Annotated in this window: 19 protein-coding genes; 9 read left to right on the forward strand and 10 right to left on the reverse strand. The window is 66.4% G+C overall.

Annotated elements, in window-relative coordinates:
* Positions 1–67 precede the first annotated feature (67 nt).
* Positions 68–667, forward strand: a complete 600-nt coding sequence (locus ACFT9I_RS18685) for a TetR/AcrR family transcriptional regulator (protein ID WP_382565508.1) — start codon at positions 68–70, stop codon at positions 665–667.
* A 141-nt stretch (positions 668–808) separates the two neighbouring features.
* Positions 809–1,603 carry an IclR family transcriptional regulator gene (locus ACFT9I_RS18690; protein ID WP_382565510.1) on the forward strand — a complete coding sequence of 265 codons (795 nt, stop codon included), beginning with the start codon at positions 809–811 and terminating at the stop codon, positions 1,601–1,603.
* Positions 1,604–1,833: 230 nt separating this feature from the next.
* Here the strand turns inward: ACFT9I_RS18690 and ACFT9I_RS18695 are convergent, their stop codons facing one another.
* Positions 1,834–2,769 carry an SDR family NAD(P)-dependent oxidoreductase gene (locus tag ACFT9I_RS18695; RefSeq protein ID WP_382565511.1) on the reverse strand — a complete coding sequence of 312 codons (936 nt, stop codon included), beginning with the start codon at positions 2,767–2,769 and terminating at the stop codon, positions 1,834–1,836.
* Positions 2,770–3,096: 327 nt separating this feature from the next.
* Between ACFT9I_RS18695 and ACFT9I_RS18700 the strand changes: the two genes are divergently transcribed.
* From ACFT9I_RS18700 to ACFT9I_RS18715, 4 genes are all read left to right on the forward strand, one after another.
* On the forward strand, positions 3,097–4,302 hold the full coding sequence (locus ACFT9I_RS18700) for a cytochrome P450 (RefSeq protein ID WP_382565512.1): 1,206 nt from the start codon (positions 3,097–3,099) through the stop codon (positions 4,300–4,302).
* Positions 4,303–4,336: 34 nt separating this feature from the next.
* Positions 4,337–4,534, forward strand: a complete 198-nt coding sequence (locus ACFT9I_RS18705; protein WP_382565514.1) for a ferredoxin — start codon at positions 4,337–4,339, stop codon at positions 4,532–4,534.
* On the forward strand, positions 4,531–5,763 hold the full coding sequence (locus ACFT9I_RS18710) for an NAD(P)/FAD-dependent oxidoreductase (protein ID WP_382565515.1): 1,233 nt from the start codon (positions 4,531–4,533) through the stop codon (positions 5,761–5,763). Before ACFT9I_RS18705 ends, ACFT9I_RS18710 begins: the two co-directional genes overlap by 4 nt.
* A 141-nt stretch (positions 5,764–5,904) precedes the next feature.
* The gene (locus ACFT9I_RS18715; RefSeq protein ID WP_382565516.1) at positions 5,905–6,765 is read left to right on the forward strand and encodes an LLM class F420-dependent oxidoreductase; all 861 of its coding nucleotides are present in this window, start codon (positions 5,905–5,907) and stop codon (positions 6,763–6,765) included.
* Between the two features lie 156 nt (positions 6,766–6,921).
* On the opposite strand, the gene ACFT9I_RS18720 is transcribed toward ACFT9I_RS18715, so the two are convergent.
* The 6 genes from ACFT9I_RS18720 to ACFT9I_RS18745 form a co-directional block, all read right to left on the reverse strand.
* Complete coding sequence (locus tag ACFT9I_RS18720) at positions 6,922–7,887, reverse strand: thiamine pyrophosphate-dependent dehydrogenase E1 component subunit alpha (protein WP_382565518.1); 966 nt, start codon at positions 7,885–7,887, stop codon at positions 6,922–6,924.
* A gap of 32 nt (positions 7,888–7,919) precedes the next feature.
* On the reverse strand, positions 7,920–8,699 hold the full coding sequence (locus ACFT9I_RS18725; RefSeq protein WP_382565520.1) for a 2-oxo acid dehydrogenase subunit E2: 780 nt from the start codon (positions 8,697–8,699) through the stop codon (positions 7,920–7,922).
* Positions 8,700–8,772: 73 nt separating this feature from the next.
* Complete coding sequence (locus ACFT9I_RS18730; protein ID WP_382565522.1) at positions 8,773–9,144, reverse strand: 2Fe-2S iron-sulfur cluster-binding protein; 372 nt, start codon at positions 9,142–9,144, stop codon at positions 8,773–8,775.
* A 19-nt stretch (positions 9,145–9,163) separates the two neighbouring features.
* Positions 9,164–10,570 carry a Rieske 2Fe-2S domain-containing protein gene (locus ACFT9I_RS18735; RefSeq protein WP_382565524.1) on the reverse strand — a complete coding sequence of 469 codons (1,407 nt, stop codon included), beginning with the start codon at positions 10,568–10,570 and terminating at the stop codon, positions 9,164–9,166.
* Positions 10,571–10,622: 52 nt separating this feature from the next.
* Positions 10,623–11,627, reverse strand: a complete 1,005-nt coding sequence (locus ACFT9I_RS18740; protein ID WP_382565525.1) for an alpha-ketoacid dehydrogenase subunit beta — start codon at positions 11,625–11,627, stop codon at positions 10,623–10,625.
* Positions 11,628–11,677: 50 nt separating this feature from the next.
* Complete coding sequence (locus tag ACFT9I_RS18745; RefSeq protein WP_382565527.1) at positions 11,678–11,908, reverse strand: lipoyl domain-containing protein; 231 nt, start codon at positions 11,906–11,908, stop codon at positions 11,678–11,680.
* A gap of 724 nt (positions 11,909–12,632) precedes the next feature.
* Between ACFT9I_RS18745 and ACFT9I_RS18750 the strand changes: the two genes are divergently transcribed.
* Positions 12,633–14,099: an MFS transporter gene (locus ACFT9I_RS18750; protein ID WP_382565529.1), complete on the forward strand. Its 1,467-nt coding sequence runs from the start codon at positions 12,633–12,635 to the stop codon at positions 14,097–14,099.
* 235 nt (positions 14,100–14,334) lie between these two features.
* Here the strand turns inward: ACFT9I_RS18750 and ACFT9I_RS18755 are convergent, their stop codons facing one another.
* The 3 genes from ACFT9I_RS18755 to ACFT9I_RS18765 form a co-directional block, all read right to left on the reverse strand.
* Entirely contained in the window at positions 14,335–15,852 is a 1,518-nt protein-coding gene (locus ACFT9I_RS18755; RefSeq protein ID WP_382565531.1) for a DHA2 family efflux MFS transporter permease subunit, read from the reverse strand.
* Between the two features lie 245 nt (positions 15,853–16,097).
* Positions 16,098–16,499 carry a hypothetical protein gene (locus ACFT9I_RS18760; RefSeq protein WP_382565532.1) on the reverse strand — a complete coding sequence of 134 codons (402 nt, stop codon included), beginning with the start codon at positions 16,497–16,499 and terminating at the stop codon, positions 16,098–16,100.
* A gap of 26 nt (positions 16,500–16,525) precedes the next feature.
* Positions 16,526–16,927, reverse strand: coding sequence for a PPOX class F420-dependent oxidoreductase (locus ACFT9I_RS18765; protein ID WP_382565534.1), 402 nt, complete (start codon positions 16,925–16,927; stop codon positions 16,526–16,528).
* A 60-nt stretch (positions 16,928–16,987) separates the two neighbouring features.
* Here ACFT9I_RS18765 and ACFT9I_RS18770 point away from each other — a divergent pair, with 60 nt between their 5' ends.
* Both ACFT9I_RS18770 and ACFT9I_RS18775 read left to right on the forward strand, forming a co-directional pair.
* Positions 16,988–17,611 (forward strand): TetR/AcrR family transcriptional regulator, encoded by a 624-nt coding sequence (locus ACFT9I_RS18770; protein ID WP_382565535.1) that lies wholly within the window; start codon positions 16,988–16,990, stop codon positions 17,609–17,611.
* A complete protein-coding gene (locus ACFT9I_RS18775) occupies positions 17,595–18,530 on the forward strand; it encodes an SDR family NAD(P)-dependent oxidoreductase (protein ID WP_382565537.1) in 936 nt (311 codons plus the stop codon). The genes ACFT9I_RS18770 and ACFT9I_RS18775 overlap by 17 nt, the downstream gene beginning before the upstream one ends.
* The last annotated feature ends 138 nt before the right edge of the window (positions 18,531–18,668 follow it).

Here is an 18,668-nt window from a genome sequence, read left to right on the forward strand (position 1 = left end):
CCGCGGGGGCCACCCCCTAGGTGAACATGCTTCACCTGACTTGGTGAATAGTGTTAACCTAAGGTTCGTGACTGTCAATCGACGCCCTACTGGGCACCATCATGGAAACCTGCGCAACGCGCTGGAGGCGGCGGCCCTTGCTCTCGTGTCGGAACGTGGCCCGCACGGTTTCACCCTGGCCGAGGCCTGCCGGCGTGCCGGTGTGAGCGTCTCCGCGCCGTACAAGCACTTCGCCGACCGCGACGCGCTGCTCGCCTCCCTCGCGGAGAAGGGCTACCGCGAGCAGCACCGGCGCTACAGCGCGGCCGTCTCGGCCGACGAGGATCCCGTCGAACAGATGGCTGCCTTCGCCTCCGCATACGTGCGCTTCGCCGCCGAGGATTCGGCACTGTTCGCCATAACGTTCTACGCGGGCCTGGGCAAGTCCCAGCATCCCGAATTGGCCGCGGCCGGCACCGCTCTCTTCGACACCCTCATGCCGATCACCCGCCGTATCGCCCCCGGCCAGGACGCTGCCTTCGATCTCCTCGTGAGCATCGCCTCGGCCGCTCACGGTCTTGCCCTCTTTCTCCAGCAGGGCATCTTCGGCGCGGACCAGGATTCACTGCCCGCGACCGAGGAGCGCGCGGCCCGTACCGCACGAGCGATCATCCGCGACACAGACTGAGGCGGTCTGCCAGGTGACTCGACCATTCCTGAAACTGGAGAGCTTGCCCCGGAACCTGGTCCCGGCCCTTGGGCCAGCGCCTGCGGGAGCCGTTCAGCGCCTCGCACCACAGTACGGACGATGTCAGAGAGGGCGACATTGATGCGCAATTCCGACGTTGAGCCGCCGTCGGCGGCGGACGACGCGGGCGAGCCCGCAGTAACAGGGACTCAGAGCGTCTTCCGGGCATTGTCAATCCTTCACGCCTTTTCCTCGCTGCAACCCGCGTTGACCGGCCCGGAGGTCGCCACGAAGTTCGGCTACTCGCTTCCCACGGCCTACCGGCTCCTTCGTGCCCTGGAGGCGGAGCAGTTCCTCGTCTTCGACCGCGTCACCCGTAGGTACAGGCCCGGACCGGAGATTCTTCGGCTGTCGGGCGTAATGCTGCATCGCGACGGTGTCGTCGCGCAGACACAGTCAAGCCTGGTGAGGCTGCGGGCCCTGACCGGTGAGACCGTCGCCATCTTCTGGCGCCTGGGTAATCAGCGCACCTGCGTCCAGGAGATGGTCAGCCCCCATCCCGTGCGGATCGAAGCCGGCGTGGGAGTGGATTACCCGCTTACGCGCGGCGCCCCGGGGAAGGCACTGCTGCTCGCGCTCGACGAGCGGAACGTCAGGGAAATCCTCAACGACCCGGACGTCGCGTCGCCGATCCATGGAATCAGCAGTCTCCTCGCCGAACTGGAGGACAGCCGAGAGCGCGGATACACCATGAGCGCGGACGAGACCATCGACGGTGCCGTATCGATCGCCGCCCCGATCGCGTGGCTGCACGAAGGTCTCGCCGCATACAGCATCACCGCCCCGAAATCGCGGTTCGGCCCCCGCGAGAGGGAGACCGCAGCCCGCACACTGCTCGAGGAGATGGCTCGCCTGCGGTCGGCCCTCCGCCGGTAACCGTCTGGCCGGCCCCGGACCGTCCCGCGGGCGAACTGAGGCCATCGCGGCTCAGGTGATCCAGGTCGTCAAGGGGCACGAGAATTCGCCGGTAACGGGAACGCGCGCTGAACCGTAGTCGACTGCGGATGCGATACGAGAATTGTCGAGACCCGCCGAGGGTGTCTCGACATCCCCATGAGCCTCGGCTGAGATCCGCCGACGCGGTCAACGACCGCGCCGACGGCGGCTCATTGAGGTGACGTGGGCGGGGTTGACGCGATTCGCTCCGCGTTTCCCTTCATCCACGCGTCCGTGTCCTCGGGAATGTAATGATCTGCCGCGTCCATGATCTGCGCCCAGTGCTCGGCGACCGCCTCTGGCGTGACACCGGCATCCGGATGGACGTAGCCCTCCGTCTCACCCACGAACAACCGCGCATGGCGACGGCCACCACTCACGAAAGTCTCCCCGCTGACCGGACAGGACTCGTGGCACAACAATGTCACGAGCGGCGAGACCAGGGCTGATGTGCTTCCGGCGAGCACTCCTTCGCCGGACGTACCGTCGTCGTCGCCGCCCGCCAGCCGGGTGGCTGCGACCGGGGCGATGCTGTTGACCGTGATACCGAGACCCCGCCCGGTCACGGCGAGCGCACGGGCCAGCGCGAATACGCCGCCCTTCGCCGTGCCGTACGCGATCAGAGGCGCGGAGCCCAGGATGCCGTGGGACGTGGTCATGACGATCCGGCCGTACCCGGACCGGACCATGTGGGGCCAGCACTCACGGGTGACGTTGAAGCTGCCCCCCACATGGACGTCGAAGTACCGGCGCATCTCGGAGACTTCCAGGTCAGGGAACTCGCCGGGAGTGAAGATGCCGGCGTTGTTCACCAGGATGTCGACGCGGCCGTAGGCGTCGAGCGCGCGACGGACGAGATGTGCCGCCCCCTCGGCCGAGGCGATGTCCGAAGCGTCCGCGACGGCCTCGCCGCCCGCGGCGCGGATCGTGGCCACCACATGCTCGGCCGGACCCCGGTCGCTCCCCTCACCGGAACTCGCACTCCCGAGGTCGTTGACGACAACGCGCGCGCCTCGCTCTGCGAGCAGCAGGGCGTGGGCCTTGCCGATCCCACGCCCGGCCCCCGTCACAATCGCGACGCGTCCATCGAAGCGTATCGGTTCCATAAGCCGTCCTTTCGGCACCGTGCAGTCGAGAACCACTCATCGGTGCAACATCCGGTGCGAAATCCGCAGAATTCAGAAATTGTCCAATCGGGATGGATTCAACCTGGTCAACTGCCTTCCGTCAAGCGTTCGAGCCTCTGCGGGAATGGAAGCGTGAAGTGCATCTTGATATCGATCACCATGTGATTCAAGGCCCTCCTCCCGTTCATATAGTGACAGGGAAAGTGGTGACCTTCCGCACAGCTCGAAGAGAGGCGCAGATGATTTCATCGGAACCTTCTGGGCGTGTTAGCGTGCAGTAATTCGCCGTTATGCGAGAGGAACCTTATGTCGGAAAACAAGAGCTCTATAAAGACCCTTTCCATGACTCGTGAGGCCGGGGCTCCGCTGGATCCGCCGTCGCAGTACGCGGGGCTGCGCCAGGAGGCGCCGATCTCACGGGTCTCCGTGTGGGCCGGCAGGCCGACGCCGTGGCTGGTCACCCGCTGGGAAGACGCGCGCACCGTCCTCGCGAGTTCGGGGGTCAGTTCCCTGTCCACGCGTCCTGGCTTCCCGACCGCCGTCGAGAACGCCCCCGCGATGCCACCCGGGTACTTCTTCGGCCAGGACAATCCGGTACATGACACATTCCGTCGGGCGCTGACCCGCGAGTTCATGGTCAAACGGGTGGAGGCGCTGCGTGAGCCCACCGTGCGGATCTTCGATCAGCTGCTGGGCGGGATGACCGACAGCGGCGGGTCGGCCGACCTCGTAGAGGCTGTCGCTCTGCCTCTGCCCTCCCTGGTGATCTGTGAGTTGCTCGGTGTCCCCTACGAGGAGCACGACTTCTTCCAGTCACACTCGAAGATCCTGATCGACACCGCCGCTACCGGCGAGGAGAAGGCCGCCGCGCACGGGGCCCTGGGCGACTACCTGGAACGTCTCGTCGAGGACAAGCGCCGTAAGCCCGAGGATGATCTGGTCAGCAGGCTCGGAGAACACGTCAACGCCGGCACCTTTTCGGTGCGGGACGCCGCCGACCTCGGAGCTTTCCTCCTCTTCGCCGGACACGAGACCACCGCGAACATGATCGGGCTCGGCGTCCTGGCCCTTCTGGAGCACCCCGAACAACTGCCCCGGTTGTACGCCGGCAAGGCGGAACTGGCCAACGCCGTCGAGGAGTTGCTGCGATATCTGACCATCGCACACATGGGGCTGAGCCGCGTCGCGACCGAGGACATCACCGTCGGCGACATCACCATCCGCGCGGGCGAGGGAGTGATCATCCTTCTCAACTCCGCCAACCGCGACGCGGACACCTTCGACGACGCCGACACACTCGACCTCGCCCGTGTCAACGCCCGCCAGCATCTTGCCTTCGGCTACGGCATCCACCAGTGCCTCGGCCAGCCACTCGCGCGCATGGAACTGCAGATCGTGCTGCCCGAGCTGTTCCGCCGCCTTCCGAACCTGCGGATCGAACCCGGTCGCGACGTCACCTTCAAGCAGAGCTCTGCCGCCTATGGCCCGAGCTTCATGCCCATCACCTGGTGACGGCAATTCACACGGCGCGAGGAAAGGAGCCAGCATGCAGGTAGAGGTCAGCGTCCCGAAGTGCGTCGCCTCGGGGCAGTGCGTACTGATCGCCCCCGACGTTTTCGACCAGCGGGACGACGACGGCATGGTCGTACTGCTCGATGACGCTCCGGCGCCCGAGTACCACGACGCCGTCCGCGAGTCGGCGCTGGTGTGTCCCGCCGCAGCCATCAGGCTGACGGAGTCATGAGCACGGACGACAGCTCCGTCCCGGACCGGGTGGTGGTGGTCGGAGCCTCCGCAGGCGGCCTCGCCACCGCCGAGGCACTGCGCCGACTCGGCTACGAGGGCGACGTCACTCTCGTCGGGAACGAGACACAACTGCCCTACGACCGTCCTCCACTGTCCAAGCAAATCCTCACGGGCACGATGGATCCGGATCAACTGCCGCTGCGTCCGCGTGCGGACATCGAAGCGCTCGGGCTGGATCTGAGGCTGGGGAGACCGGCCACCGGCGTCGACCCGCAGAGCCGCACGGTGACCCTCGCCGGTGGCGACACGATCGGCTACGACTCCCTGGTGGTCGCCACCGGAGTCCGGCCCCGCCGACTGCCCGGTACCGACGGGCTCCGCGGCGTCCACGTCTTGCGCACGCTCGCGGACGCGCTCACCCTGAAAGACCGTCTCCGACCGGGCCGGCGTCTGGTCGTTGTCGGTGCGGGGTTCATCGGTGCCGAGGCCGCCGCGACCGCCCGTGGCCTCGGGCTGGAGGTGACGTTGCTCGAACCCGCGCCGGTACCCCTGGCGCGCGCCGTCGGCGAGAAGGTGGGCCGGGCGTTGACCCGGGCACACCGTGACCACGGTGTCGACCTGCGCACCGGGGTCACGGTGGAAGGGGTACTGAGCCACGACGGCCAAGCCACCGGCGTCCGCCTGACAGACGGGTCGGAGGTGGCGGGTCACGACATCGTCGTCGGTATCGGTTCGCATCCCAACACCGAGTGGCTCCAGGACAGCGGACTGCCCCTGGACGACGGCCTGGTGTGCGACGAGTTCAGCATGGCCGCGCCACGTGTCCACGGTGTCGGCGACGTGGCCCGATGGCACAACCCGCTCTTCGGAGTGACGATGCGGATCGAACACCGCACGAATGCCGCCGAGCAGGGCCTGGCCGTCGCGCGGAACGTGCTGGAACCCGACGCCCGACGCCCGTTCGCCCCCGTGCCGTACTTCTGGTCCGACCAGTACGACATGAGGATCCAGGCGTACGGCTATCTGCCCGGACACGATGAGGTAGCCGTCGTCGACGGCGATCTCGGCACACGCAGTTTCATCGCCGCGTACCGCAACGCCAACCACCTGGCCGGCATCGTAGCCGTCAACATGCCCCCGAAGACATTGAGACGCTGGCGAGCGGCGATTGCCACCCGCCAAGCCTGGAGCACAGCCGTGAACAGCACACTCGACGCGGCGTCTTGAAGAGTGTTGTCCTGCCCCTTGGTGAACATCTTCCGAGGGCCGCCCCGCTGAACAGATCGAAAAAGGAACTCAGCTCGATGAGGTAGGGAATCCTGGCTGGCCCCTGTTCGTCGGCTCAACTCCGCTCATGATGGGTGAGGAATGCAACTAGGATTGCACATATGTCAGTTTGACTTCGCCGGTGGATCGGCCGCAGTTGGACCCACGTTGGCGAAGACAGCGCTAATGGCAGAAGAGGTCGGCTTCGAATCCATTACACTGTCCGACCATCTGTTCCAGACCCAGTGGTTCGGTCCACATGACGACCCGATGCTCGAGGCCTACGCGACCCTGGGCTACTTGGCGGGCGTGACCTCATCGGTGCGGCTCGGCACGTTGGTGACCTCTGCGGTGTACAGAGCGCCAGGTATGCTCGTCAAAGCAGTCACCGCGCTTGACGTCCTGTCCGGGGGTCGTGCCTTCCTCGGTCTCGGCTCCGGCTGGGACGAGCGGGAATCAATCGCACTGGGCTTGCCGTTCCCGCCGATCGCCGAGCGATTCGAACGCCTCGAAGAAGTACTGCAGATCGCACGACAAATGTGGAGTGCCAACAACGGCGCCTTCGCGGGAAAGCACTACCGTCTCGCGGCCACCGTCAACTCACCGCAGTCCATTCAGCGGCCCTACCCTCCGATCCTGATCGGCGGCAGTGGAGAGAAGAAGACGCTGAAGCTCGTGGCCAAGTACGCCGACGCTTGCAACATCGCCGGCGGGGGTCCTGGCGCCGGCCGCAAACTCGACGTACTGCGCGAGCATTGCGAACGCGAGGGCCGCGACTACGACGACATCACCAAGACCTCGATGATGCTCTTCGATACCTCGGATCGATCAAATCTCGTCAGCCAACTGCGTGAGCTTCACGACCTCGGCTTCACTACGGTGTACGGGATCACAAAGCGAGTCGACGATTTCGCCGGCCTTGAGATCCTGGCGGACGTCCTGCAAGAAATACGGGACTGGTGATTCGGGAGTATCCGCGTCGCGTCAGGAAACGCACATCAGGAGTCGACCGCTCAAGCGCTTTGTTGACGGACAGCGCGCGGATTCCCAACGGCTGGTCCCGCTGCCACTGATGTAGACAGTGCTTTTTCGTGTACGCCCGCGCCGGCGAGGGCGTCATCATTTCAGGGCGAACACGTCCGAGTAGAGATCCTCAGGGCTCGGGTAGGCGCTGTTGTTGGCGAATTCCCACGCGTCCTCGACGTTCTTCAATCCCTGCTCGTCGAGTTCTTTCAGGTCCTCCTCGGTGGCGTGGCCCTGTGTGACGAGCCACGCGCGGAAGCGGGGTACCGGGTCGGTCTCGACCTTCGACGCAACCTCACCCGAGGCGATGTACCCCATCGTGTCGTAGCGGGTGTGCCCCCGGAGGCGGTAGGTCATCGCTTCGACCAGGGTGGGGCCTCCACCTGACCGCGCCCGGTCGATCGCGGCCGTCATCTCGTCCCACAGAGCAGGGACGTCGTCCCCGTCGACGACCGTCGAAGGAATGCTGTACGCGGACGCGCGGTCGGCGACGTGCTCAACAGGGGAGGTCTTACTGAAGGCCGTGTGCTCGGCGTAGAGGTTGTTGTGGCAGACGTAGACGATCGGGAGCCGCCAGAGCGAGGACAGCGTGAGGGCTTCGTGAAACGCGCCCTCGTTCGCGGCGCCGTCTCCGAAATTGCATACGGTGACCTTGTCGTCGCCGCGCAGGACCGAGGACAGCGCCCACCCCGCCGCGATCGGGAGTTGCCCGCCGACGACTCCGGAGTTCATGACGACTCCGGAGTCGGGGTCGACGGAGTGTACCCAGCCCGACTTCCCCCTCTGGCTCCCCGTCACCTTGCCCAGCGCCTCGGCGAACAGCTTCTTCGGCGGAAAGCCCTTTGCCATCTGGGACATGCCGTCGCGGTAGTAGGCCACCATGTAGTCATCGGGCCGCATCGACTTGCCCACGACAGCACCGAGCAGCTCAGAACCCCGCCACGAGAACCATGTGGTGTTGATCGTGCCCGCCTTCAGCAACTGCTGCACTCTCTCGTCGAGTTGTTTGGCGAAGGTCGAGATCGCGTACACCTCGCGTAGTTGTTCGGTCGTGATGTTCATCGTGACTCCGTTCGTATGCGAGGGGGGAACGCTCAGGCGGCCGGCGAAGTGATCGCGGATTCGGTCTGTGCGAGGGGAGCCCAGGAGGTGAACTCCGTCCGCCAGTCGTGCGATTCGAGCGCGGTGCGGATCGCCCCCAGGGCGCTCGCCGCATACGCCCCGTCGAAGGCGCGGTGGTCCCAGGCCAGGGTCAGATTGCCGATGGGACGAACCGTCAGTGTGTGACCGCCCTCGCCATCAGGGACGACCGCGGGGCGGGGAGCGATGGCATCGACGGTGATGATGGCCACCTGAGGCTGGTTGATGATCGGCAGCGTCGTCCGGGCACCGAATGGGCCGGGGTTCGACAGCGTGAATGTGCCACCCGCTACATCACCACCTCGCAGTTCGCCGCTGCGCGTCCGGCCGGCCAAGGCGTTGATCTCCCGCGCGAAAGCAGGTACGTCGAGCGTGTCCGCCCGCTGGACGACCGGGACGATCAGCCCCTCGAAGTTCATGTCGACCGCCACTCCGAGGCCGACGCTGCTGCGGAGTTCCAGGCCGTCATCGGTATATCGGGCGTTCAGCTGTGGGTACTGTCCGATTCCTGTAGCGACCGCGCGCGCGGCGAACGGAAGATACGTGAGGCTGTAGCCGTGTTCCTGCCGCCACCGTGCGGCATGGATTCGGCGGACCGTATCCACCGCGCTGTAGTCGACATCGACCGTGGCGTAGGCGTGGGGGGCTGCGCGGCTCGACGCGGTCATGTGGCGCGCGATACGCCGACGGATGGTCGTATGCGGGACGAGGGTTACGTCGTCAGGACTCGCCATGTGACGCTCCTTCTCTCTTGCCAGGCGGCACAGGCCGCCTGGCACGTCGTGCCGGACGGGCGGGAGACACCCCCTAACCCCAGAATCCGGTGGTGGGCCGGGGACGGTCGGCGGGCTTCATTCCGCGTTTGAAGACTGCCGCCGGTCCGCCGGGGCGGGCTTGACAGCCCAGTCTGAGCGGGTACCTCCGCGTGGCCTGGAATTCGCTCAGCGACTCAAGTGCCTCTTGTTCGAGCGGCTGGACCGGGTCGAATTCCTCGTCCCCCGAGACAACCTCGAAGAGGCACGCCGTGCACAGAGCCTGGCCTCGGCAGCGCGTCGGCCAGAAGTACCCGTGACGCTGAGCCGCCGCCATCATCGACTCGCCGGGGCGGACAGTCAGTTCGACGTCCAGGGGAAGGACCCGGACACGGATTTCGGACGCATCCTCGGTGGGCGAGGTCATCAGTGCTCCCCGTGACAGATCAGGCGGCGGGGTCGCCGTCGGCCAGCATGTGGCGGTCGATGAATCCCTCGAAGTTGCGCACGCCTGCCTCCTGGCGGTTCAGCCGCAGAGCCTTGAACGACGTCTGGTGCATTCCGGCCTGGACGTGGCCCATGTTGGCGAGGTCCTGCCCGATGGTCGGGCCCCACCCGGCGTGGTCCTCCCATCGCGGGTAGAACTCGGCCTCGACCTTGGGCACTTCCTCGCCCTCGCCGAAGCGGTGCAGGAACATGACGTCGTAGAGGCAGGTGTCGGGGTCGTTGCCGTTGGGCCGGAAACGAAAGAGGATCCAGTTCCCGGCGTTGATCGGGCCGACCATGTTGGGGTAGACGCAGTAGTCGATCGCGGAGAGCATGTCCTCGTCAGGGATGTGCGAGTAGTCGACACCGCCCGCCGCCCCGACGGCGCGGCGCACGTCGGTGAAGAACCTCACTGATGGCACGTCACCTGGTACGTCGGTCATGGCCTCGACGTAGTTGATGTCGTCCTGGTGCGCGAGCCCGATCATCTGGTTCAGCTGGAGCAGTTCGAGCGCCGCCTTCCTGGGGTCGCCCAACTCACCCAGCGTCGCGCTCTCGTTCAACAGCTCGGGGACGTTGCGCATCTTGTTGTGCGTCTCGAACGTCTCGTACAGGAACTGGTAGGCGCCCGGCGTGCGGCCCTCGGCGTCCCGGACATTGACTCGTTCGCCGGGCCCGGCTGACGTGGCTCCCTCACCGGGCCGCCTGTTGATCGTCGTGCCTCCCGCATAGCCGCTGAGGTCCCACACGTGGGTGGCCTCGACGTGGTAGGCCTCGTTGAACGCTGCGAGGCCAACCTTCCAGTTGCAGTCCATGACCGTTGTCCGGTGCCGCAGCAGCCGCATCTTGTCGACTTCGAACGGGGCCAGACCTTCGACGACGGGTGCGAGGAAGTCGAGCAGCGGTTCCGGGTCCTTGGACATGTTGAGGAAGACGAATCCGCCCCAGAGGCCGACGTGCACCTCGGGTAGTCTGAGGTCCGCCCGCGAGAGGCACTCCGGTGCGAAGTCGTCCGCGTCGGGGATCTCCAGGACCGATCCGTCGAGCTTCCACGCCCACCCGTGAAACGGACAGCGCAGTTCTCCGTCAACGTTGCCGGTGCCGGAACAGATACGCGTCGCGCGGTGCAGGCAGGCGTTGCGGTACGCCTTGACGGAGGCCTCACTCTCGCGGACCACGAGGATCGACTGGGTGCCGATGGTGTACTCGTAGTAGTCACCCCGCTGGGGAACCTGCTCGACCCGGCACGCCATCTGCCAGACCTTCGGCCACAGGCGCTCGTACTCGGCCGAGAGCCACTCGGTGGATATGTAGCGCTCCTTCGAGATCAGCGCAGACTCGGTGTACCGCGGTTGTGTCGTTGCCATGCTCGTTGTCCTTTCTGACTGACGGCGGTTCGGCCGGCGAGCCGGACAGGCCCTAGCTGCGCAGGGTCCGGCGGACGGCAGCCTCGATCTCCGCCGGGCCGACCATGAAGAGGGACTCCAGCGGCCGGCTGGCCGGAACGGGAGTGAACGGTGCTCCGACCCGCTGGACCGGTGCGGCCAGCTCTCCGTACAGCTCGTGGTAAATCTGGGCCGCGATCTCGGCCGATGGCCCGAAATTCGTCCGTGCCTCGTGTACGACCACAGCCCGTTTGGTCTTCGCGACTGAGGCGAGGACTGCCGGGGCGTCGAAGGGCGCGATCGTGCGCAGGTCGATGACTTCGACGGAGATACCTTCGCCCGCCAGGGTCTCCGCCACGCCGAGGGCATCCGCGATCTGCGCTCCGTACCCGATCACGGAGACATCGGTACCCGAACGACTGACGTTCGCCTTGCCGATCGGGAAACGCGTGCCCGGCTCGGGAACCGGCATCTTGAGCGGCCGGCCGGTGAGGGACGACTGCTCGATGAACACCACCGGGTCGTCATCGAAGATGGACGCGGTCAGCAGGCCGTACGCCTCCACCGGGTTCGAGGGCTGAACCACTTTCAGGCCGGGGCTGGCAGCGAACCAGCTCTCCAACTGGTCGCAGTGCTGGGCGCCTACGCCGCTCCCGGCGCCGCCCAGGGTCCTGATGGTGATGGGTACCGAACTCTTCCCGGCGGTCATGTATCGCCACTTCGCTGCCGTGTTGTGGATGGGATCCATGGCCACGGTGATGAAGCCCATCAGCATCACCTCCACGACGGGACGCAGGCCCGCCTGCGCGGCGCCGACTCCAGCGCCGACGAAGCCCTCCTCGGCGATCGGGGTGGAACGGACGCGCCGGGTCCCGAACTTGGTCGACAGGCCGGCGGTCGCCTTCCAGACGCCACCGTCCTCCGGGTCGGCGATGTCTTCGCCCATGAGGAACACCGAGGGGTCGGCAGCCAGGGCGTCGTGCAGAGCCAGGTTGATGGCCTTCACAAAGGTGATGTTCTTCTGAACTGCGCCGCCCATCCGGGCCTCCTCGTGGTCGTTCGGTTCGGTCGATCACGGTCGGTGCACGGTCAGTCGATCGTTCCGATCTCCGTACCGACCGGATAGGACTCGCCGGCCTTCTTGGCCTGGCGCACTACGCCACTTGCCGGAGCCTCGATCTCGTTCTCGACCTTGTCGCTCTCAAGGAGGTACAGAGGTTCACCCGCGGCGACCGCGGCACCGTCATCGACGAGCCATTCCGCCAGCGTTCCCTCCTCCATCGTCCAACCGAGTTTAGGAATATTGATCGGTGAACCCACTGTCGTGCTCCCTTTAAGAAGGCAGAATGCAGCGTGACATCCCATCGACCAGATTAATTTCCCGCACATCGGACATGTGCGTCGAGGACAGGGTATTTCCCCAGTGGCGCCATGGCGCGCCACCGGGCGTCGACTAAAGGATGCTCAGCCCGGATCTCTTTGATGCCCAAGCCAGGTGCTGGGGCTTCCAGGTATCCCGCACTCTAATACGGGTCACGTGATTGTCAATGGGGGCTGCTGGAAGCTCCAAAAGTCACTCACAAGCCCCTCTGACCTGCTCTTTGTATTGAATCCGTGCCGCGATTCCCTCTCGCGAGTCGCTGCCTTGGCAAGATTCCGGCATCCGTCAGATCACATGGTGATCGGGCATTGAATGCTCAAGTCATTATGTGATTCGACGCAAGTGTGGCAGGGGTATGCGGAGTGGACTGCTTGACCGCCCGCACCGATGCGGCTAGCTTAATTCCGCTCTTCTCTCGTGAAGTCTTCATCCGTGGGGGATGTTCGGAATTGTTCCTGCGATTACTGAGCTGCAGGCTTGTTCCGACGCGGATATACCTGAGCCGTGCGCCCATTCATCAGGCTTCCTTTTCCGCTGCCTTACGGGAACGGGCCGCGGGTGTTCGACGGCAGCGTGTGGTGGCCCTCGGCCCTGACCGGTACGGCCGCTTGAGGCAGTTCAAGGCCGCGTTGCCAGTGAGCGCGCCGACCGGACGGAGCTACCGTGTCGCCACCGACCTCAGGTCGTCGAACAGCCGCGCTCGTCGCGACACTGTGCCTGGGAGGCACGGTCACGGCGCTGCAGCAGACGCTTCTCATCCCGATACTCCCCGAACTGCCCCGGCTGCTCGGCACGTCAGCGGCCAACGTGTCCTGGCTGATTACGGCAACACTGCTCGCAGCCGCGGTCGCAACGCCGGTCGCATCCCGGCTGGCTGATATGTACGGCAAGCGAACGGTGATGCTCTGCTGTCTCGTCCTCATGGTTGCCGGCTCACTGATCGGCGCGCTGACCCATGGTCTGGCGGGTGCTGTCACCGCTCGCGCGCTGCAGGGTGTCGGTGTCGCACTCATCCCGATCGGGATCGCGATCATGCGCGATGAACTGCCCGCCGCCAAGGCGCCGCTGGGGGTCGCTCTGATGAGCGCGACCGTGGCCGTTGGCGGCGGTGTCGCCCTTCCCCTGTCAGGGCTCGTGGCCCAGAACGCGGATTGGCACGTGCTCTTCTGGGTCACGGGCGGCGCGGGAACGCTGATGCTGGCTGCCGTGGCGGTTGTGGTTCCCTCGTCATCGATCCGCACCGGGGGCACGTTCGACTTCTGGGGTGCCGCACTGCTTTCGATCGCCGTGACCTCCCTTCTGCTGGCTTTGACAAAGGGCGGTCAGTGGGGGTGGACCGCACCGGGCACGTTGCTGTGCACGCTCGGTGGTGCTGTCGTCCTCGCGGCGTGGGTTCCGCTGGAACTGAGGGTGCGCCGACCGCTCGTGGACCTGCGCATCGCACGCCGACCGGCACTCCTGCTCGTGAACGTCGCCACGGCCTTCGTCGGTTTTGGGATGTTCGCGGATCCTCTCGTCACCACACAACTCCTCCAGGCGCCCACAGGCACGGGATACGGGCACGGACTCGAAGCCGTGACCACCGGACTGCTGCTGGCCCCCACCGCTGTCGTATTCGGGGCGGCCGCACCGCTGTCGGCGTTCCTCACCCGCAGGTACGGCGCGGCTGTCACCCTCGGCGCCGGTGCGCTGTGCATGGGAGCCGCGTACGTCGCACGGATTTGGTTCAGCCATGGCGTCGGACCGGTTCTCGCGGGGTCGCTGGTGGTCTCGCTCGGTGCCTCGCTGGCATTCGGCGCGATGCCTGTACTGGTTCTGATGCTCGTTCCGGCCACCGAGAGCGCTTCTGCCAACGGCTTCAACGCCCTCATGCGGTCGATCGGTACATCGACCGCGAGCGCTGTCGCCGCCGGGATGGCCGGCGTCGGCGCACGGGAGGTAGGAGGCACCGTCTTCCCGGGCTTCGACGCGCTCATGGGAGTGTTCGTCGCCGCGGCCGGCGCGTGCCTCCTCGCCACTCTCGCCATGGGTCCTCTTCTCTGTCGGCGGCGACCGGCAGATGAATCAGCAACTGGTTCCTTGGACCAACCGCGGCCAGACAAGGGCGGCGTCCGCTGCTCCTCACGCTGACGGCGGTCGGGGAAGGATCCGCAGCCTCAGTTCTCTGTCCGGGCAGGCGGTTGGGCTGCGCGGGAGAGAGGAGGGCGGGTGACCGGAGCCGGCCGCCTCGCGGGCGGATTCTGTCGCGGCGAGGCGGCCGGGCGGGCCGCTGTGCGTTGTTCCGTCCCCACGTACAACGTTTGCGGCCGGCGTCCCCGGAAGACACCTCCGCTCTGGGCGCTCCGGGGAGTCGGGAGGGCGCGGGTCACATGTGGACGACCGGGGCGCTGTCTTCGCTGGTCTCGGGGCGACCCTTGCGGAACATGAACGCGGCGATCACCGCTCCGGCGGCGAAGAGGCCGGCTGACCACCAGTAGGCGGTCGCGTAGCTCTCCAGCTGGGCCTGGGCCAGGACGGCCTCAGTGGGCGCCTTCCCGGAGAGGAAGGCGGTTGCGGCGCTCGCGGCGAGGGTGTTGAGCAGGGCGGTACCGATGGCTCCACCGACCTGCTGCATGGTGTTGACGGCGGCGGAGCCCGCCCCCGCGTCCTCGGGGCTGATGCCGTAGATGGACAGGCTCATCGAGGATGGCATCACCACGCCGAGGCCGACGCCCATCAAGAGCAGAGCGGGCAGTACATCGGCGGCGTAAGTGCTGTTCAGGTCAAGGGCCGTGAGCCAGACCAGGCCGCCGGCGGCCATCAGCATGCCGAGCGGCACGATCATCTTGGGGCCGAGCCTGGGCAGCAGCACACTGATGGACAACTGGGCGACGACCATCAGGGCGCCGATCATCGGCAGGAACGAGAGCCCGGTCTTGACAGGTGTGAAGCCGAGCGAGGACTGGAGGTAGTAGGTGAGGAAGAGGAAGACGCCGAACATTCCGGCGCTGGATATGGCCACCATGATGAAGGATGCGCCGCGGGTGCGGTCGGTGAGCACGCGCAGCGGCAGCAGTGGGTGGTCGGTGCGGGTCTGCCACCAGGTGAAGGCGGCCAGCAGCATGACCGCCGCTGTCAGGAAGCCCCAGGTCATCGGCGAGGACCAGTCGTGTGTCTCGGCGTTGGAGAAGCCGTAGACCAGGCCGAAGAGTCCGGCCGAGGCCAGGATGGTGCCGGGGATGTCGAGCTTGGGCCGCCGCGTCGGGGCGCCCTTGCGCAGCAGAGCCAGGCCGCCGACGAACGCGAGGGCGGCAAAGAGCAGGTTGACGTAGAGAGTCCAGCGCCAGCTCAGGTGTTCCGTGAGCAGTCCGCCGAGCAGGAGACCGATGCCGCCGCCCGCGCCGCCGATGGCACCGAAGACGCCGAAAGCGCGAGCTCTCTCCTTGGCGTTGGTGAAGGTGACGTTGAGCAGAGCGAGTGCCGCCGGGGCCAGCAGGGCACCGAAGAGCCCTTGCAGGACGCGGCCGGTGACCAGTATCTCGAAGCTTTGTGCGGCACCGGCCAGCGCGGAGGCTGCGGCGAACCCGACGACACCGACCAGGAAGACGATCCTGCGGCCGAAAAGGTCGGCGAGTCTGCCGCCGAGCAGCAGGAGACTGCCGAAGGCCAGTGCGTAGGCGGTCACGATCCACTGCCTGTTTCCGTCGCTGAACCCCAGCTCGTGCTGGGCGGACGGCAGCGCGATGTTCACGATGGTGGCGTCCAGCACGACCATCAGCTGGGCCAGTGCGATGACGACCAGCACCCACCAACGGTGCCGTGACGGGCTCGGGTCCCGCCCCTTCTCGTGATGTGGCGGAGGCACGGGCGCTGCGTGGTCGAGGGTCTGAGTGCTTTTGCTCATGATGGGGTGCTCCAAAGTGCTTCCGAGGATGGTGGTGAAGATGTCCACGACCAGAAGGTGAACGAAACGGTTTCGTACTGTCAGTGACGAACAGCTCTGCTGCGACGGTGCAGTGCGAGCGGGGCCTGTGCCCCAAGCGGCGTCTCGGGCCGTATGGGGCAAGGCGGTATCGCTGACTCAGCCGACCGGTGGTCGCCTGCGCCTGGTGCGGGGTCCTGCCGCGGCGTCTCTCGGCGGTGAATGGTTCAGGCGCGTCGGCGGTCCCAGATAATGGCGGCTCCGGTGGCGGCGGCGCCGAGCCCTTCCCACAGTGCCGCGGCCTTGAACGACTTGGGGGCGCGCCCGGTGGCCATCAGGCCGACCATCCCGGCGGCCATGAGCGAGCGGGCCCCAACGGTGAACGCGGGGAAGCCGGGCCAGTCTTTCTTGACGCCCCGCAGGTAGAGCCAGCCCATGTTGACCGCGGCGATCGAGGATGTCGCCAGGACGGCGGGAGTGTGGTCGCCGGGGCCGCGCTCGTCGGGGTTGTCGCCCATCATCTCGAGTTGCTTGTCCGGCCGGATCAGGCCGGCGGCGCCCATCGTGAGGGCGAGCACACCGGACACGGCGATGGTCCAGTCGGTTGCGGTACGCGGGGGCAGTCCCATGAGTGATCTCCTCTTGCTTGGGGGTGTCAGTTGTCGGTCACGGCGATGCCGATCCAGGGGCGACGGCGGCGGCGGACTCGGTCCCACCAGTCCGCGAGCCGGACCAGGAGGTGTTTGCGGACCATCAGCTTGTGGGCCCGTGCGGTTTCTGTCGTGTCCATCAGTCGCGCGGTCGCCTCCGCGCTCGGTGCGCCGTCGGTGATACGGCCCCTGCTGTCACAGGGGGCGATGACGACATGGCTGTTCTTACGGAGCCGTTTGACCTTGCCGCTGTCCGGCGCCGTCATCACGATCAGCTGCCCGCCTTCCCTGACGAACCACAACGGGGTGGCGACCGCTCGGCCATCCTTGCGGAAGGTGGTGAGGCTGACGTGCTGTCCCTGAGCAATCAGCTCAAGGGTGCTGCGGAAGGCAGCCCTGGGTGTCATGCGAACCTCCTTGGTGAATGTTGTTCACCTCTTCTGGTGAATAGTGTTAACCTCAATCTCGTGACTGTCAAACGACGCCCGACAGGGCAACATCACGGAGACCTGCGCAACGCACTGGAACAAGCGGCTCTGGTACTCGTCCTGGAACGTGGTCCGCACGGTTTCACCCTGGCCGAGGCGTGCCGGCGTGCCGGCGTGAGTGTCTCCGCGCCGTACAAGCACTTCGCCGACCGCGACGCCCTGCTCGCCTCCCTCGCCGGGCAGGGCTACCGCGAACAGCACCGGCGCTACAGTGCCGCCGTCTCGGCCAGTGAGAACCCCGCAGAGCAGCTGGCCGCCTTCGCCGCGGCGTACGTGCGCTTCGCCGCCGAGGAGCGGGCACTGTTCGACATAACGTTCAGCGCAGGCCTGGACAAGTCCCTGTATCCGGAACTGGTCGAGGCAGGCCAGTCCCTCTTCGACACCCTCATGCCCATCACGAGCCGCATCGTTCCGGATCGGGACGCCGCCTTCGACCTGCTCGTGCGCGTCTCCTCGTCTGCCCACGGACTGGCGCTCTTCCTGCAGCAGGGTGTCTTCGCCGCAGACCAGCAGCCCCTTGAGGCAACCGAGAAGCGGGCAGCCCGCACCGCGCGGGCCATCGTCGACCAAGAGCAAGGGAGGACCGATGTCCTGGAATCCTGATGCGCTCCCCGACCTGTCGGGACGCACATTCGCTGTCACCGGCGGCAACGCCGGCATCGGCTACTTCATCTCCGAGCAGCTTGCTGCCGCCGGCGCTCATGTGGTGATCCTCGGCCGGAGTCCGGAACGTATGCGCTCCGCGGCCGACTCCATCCGCCGCCAGACCGCGACGGCGGATGTCACAACAGTGCCGCTGGATCTCGCCGATCTCGAATCGGTGCAATCGGCCGCCGCCGAGCTCGCCGGGATGAACCGCCTCGACGCACTGATCCACAACGCCGGCATCAGCCAGCCAGGCAAGGAACGACGCCTTACACGACAAGGCTTCGAGCTGGCTGTGGGAACCAACCACCTCGGCCATTTCGTGCTCACCGCACTGACCTTGCCTCTGCTGAGCGGCACACCAGGAAGCAGAGTTGTGCCGATCGGCAGCATCATGACCAAAAGATCCGCGTTCGACCTCGACGACCTGCAGAGCGAACGGTCCTACCAGCAGAAGCGGGCCTACACCCAGTCCAAGCACGCCGTCCAAACCTTCGGATTCGAACTCGACCGCCGACTACGCGAAGCCGCATTCGACGTCCGCTGCGTCGTCGCACACCCGGGCCTGGGCCTGGACGGCGCGAGCCCGCAGCGCGAGGGCGTCAACGAGCCGTCGCCGGCTGCCCGTGTGGGGGCCCGGCTACTGGCGCCCATGGCCCAGGGCAAACACCGCAGCGCCTGGGCGGCAGTGCGCGCGGCCGTCGACCCCGATGCCGTCGGTGGCCAGTACTACGGTCCGGCCCGCGGCGGCGTCGGCGGCCCCGTTCCGGGACGGGCGCCGACGGCGGACACAGACCCGCAGACCGGGGCCCGCCTCTGGACTCTGTCGCAGGAACTGACCGGCATCGCATTCCCTCTGCCGGCGGCCTCCGCATGATCAGCAGAGCGGCACACCGGCGTCAGAAGAGCCATCGATCGCACACATCGACGGCGCCCGGTGCAACCGGTCCGGCCCTTCGGCGTCCGAGCGGTCCGGCGACGGACGCGCATACGGCCGGCAGGCGGGAGGAGTTCC

Origin of the sequence: Streptomyces sp. NPDC057137 (assembly GCF_042670825.1) — a bacterium.
Lineage (GTDB): Bacteria > Actinomycetota > Actinomycetes > Streptomycetales > Streptomycetaceae > Streptomyces.